A 1,926-nucleotide genomic window follows, 5' to 3' on the forward strand; every position below is an offset into this window, starting at 1 on the left:
ACAGCACGGGTTATGGTCTTTTGTCAAGGGGTAATACCAAATTTCTAAATCCATGACAGACATCCACGCTCGAATGCTTGCCAAGCCTGCATTCGTTGTGACGCAAATAAAGAAAAATGGTATAAGTCCAGTAATAGTTATAATTCCTATGTTGATGTTAACTTAGCACCCCACAGACAAGGTGCGTTACATTTTATTAAAGCACCAGGTAATAGCGGCGTGCTGCTACGCAGTGCCTTGGAAACCTCACTATCGTTCAACACTTCTCATCCATCATCCATCTTCTCTTTGCTGCCTCACGAGCTAAGTCGAACTTAATCTTGAACTTATTATTCTCCAGAATTTCCTGAATTGATCTAAGCTCATGATCCCCTAAATGGTCTGCTAAATAAGCTTCTATCAAAACCTCCACCAGTTGAGTAATAGTATCTTTCGGCATTTGAAGGTATTGCCGAATATAATCTATTGCCTTTCTATCATCGGTCAGCACTTTGCCACCGATACGTCTGGCAACAACAAAACAGGACAGTTCTGCATCACTCGCACGTTTTGATTGAGGGACGTTTGACATCTCAACTAAATCCTCGATCTCTAGAGGAAATGTTGTAATTTCACCATAATCAATTAGTTTTTTGTAATAATTTAAACTATCAGAATGTCCCTGCTCAAATTCTAATTGAACATACACTGTAGTAATCACAGAGTATCCAAGCAATTTAAGAAGATGAAAGCGATTAATGTACATGAAGTGAATAATCGCACAAGTATCGATAGATACTACGCCCATCATTAACTACTGACCTCCAAAAACGTTAGAAGTTCATTTAGAAGCTGATAACCATCTTCCAAAGGTAGCAGTAGCATATCTAGGAGCTTATGGTGAGTAATCTCTCCTCTTCTATATGCCTCTGTACACAAATCAATGAAATGCCAGGACAAACCTTGACGTATAATTTGTGCAGATTTACTTCGCATACCTGAAGATAGCGTTGGTGGAGTCTCAGGATCAAATTTCTCGTCATGTTTAATGACCAAACGTTTTTCTTGAATTAATTGATCTTGTAAAGCCTTATCGAGCCATTTAAGATCAGATAAACGGATAATTACCACTTGAGAACTGACTCGAAATCGTTCAGCAATTCGCCGAATGAGACTAACCCAAGCTTCGTAGCTTTCTGCGGGTGAGTAATCTGACTCAATTCTTTGTTTTGAAACTAGAAAGCTGCCTGCAAAACTATTGGCTCTCCACTCAAGTTCAGACCGAGCATTTAAAGATTTTAAGTATGTAACTTCCTGCCCTTCAGAAGAGTCAAATAAAGCATGACAGTACTCATGAGCGGCAGAAAAATTTTGTCGGTATAAATCATCAAGATAGTTGATGAGAATACAGTGACCAGCGACCGGATGGTTAATATATAGTCCGGATATATTTTTATTTTCTAATTGACGTTTGAATATATGAATGCCTTGATTTCTGATTAACTCAAATATATTTTCTACTGGCTGTTGCCCTAAACCCAAACGTTCTGTCTCCAAAGAAGCTGCTTCTTCACCTTGTCTTTTGAAGTAGCTATGATTAAACGGATATTGTGCGTAATTAGGAATTTTTGTAGGCTGACGCTGAAATACTTCCCTTTCTAGGAAATCTTCGTACTCACAAAGCCGAACAAATTCCTGAATAGCAATGCGATCGCTTTTGGAAAGGGCAGCGTTGCGACGAAACATTTCTTGAACTTGGGACTCTGCTGATGGGTAGTCGCCTGTAACGAAGTACCTGAAGTCACGGCGGTACATAACAGATAACAAGACCAACTGGTCGCCAGTAATTCTATTCCTGCCTTCTTCAATATCTAGATATTCGTGCAAACTTATTTGAAGACGCAATGCCGACTCTTGCGGAGCAATTAAAAGGCCTTCCCGCGCATC

At 39.6% G+C, this 1,926-nt stretch carries 2 protein-coding genes; both read right to left on the reverse strand.

Going from position 1 to position 1,926, the window contains the following annotated elements:
• Positions 1-256: 256 nt before the first annotated feature.
• Positions 257-790: a PIN domain-containing protein gene (locus PX636_RS08450; protein ID WP_288116744.1), complete on the reverse strand. Its 534-nt coding sequence runs from the start codon at positions 788-790 to the stop codon at positions 257-259.
• Positions 790-1,926: ImmA/IrrE family metallo-endopeptidase (locus PX636_RS08455; protein WP_288116745.1), on the reverse strand; the 1,137-nt coding region annotated here is incomplete at its 5' end. The genes PX636_RS08450 and PX636_RS08455, both read right to left, overlap by 1 nt.

The organism is Microcystis sp. M53598_WE2, assembly GCF_030067735.1.
In the GTDB taxonomy this organism is placed as follows: Bacteria; Cyanobacteriota; Cyanobacteriia; order Cyanobacteriales; family Microcystaceae; genus Microcystis; species Microcystis aeruginosa.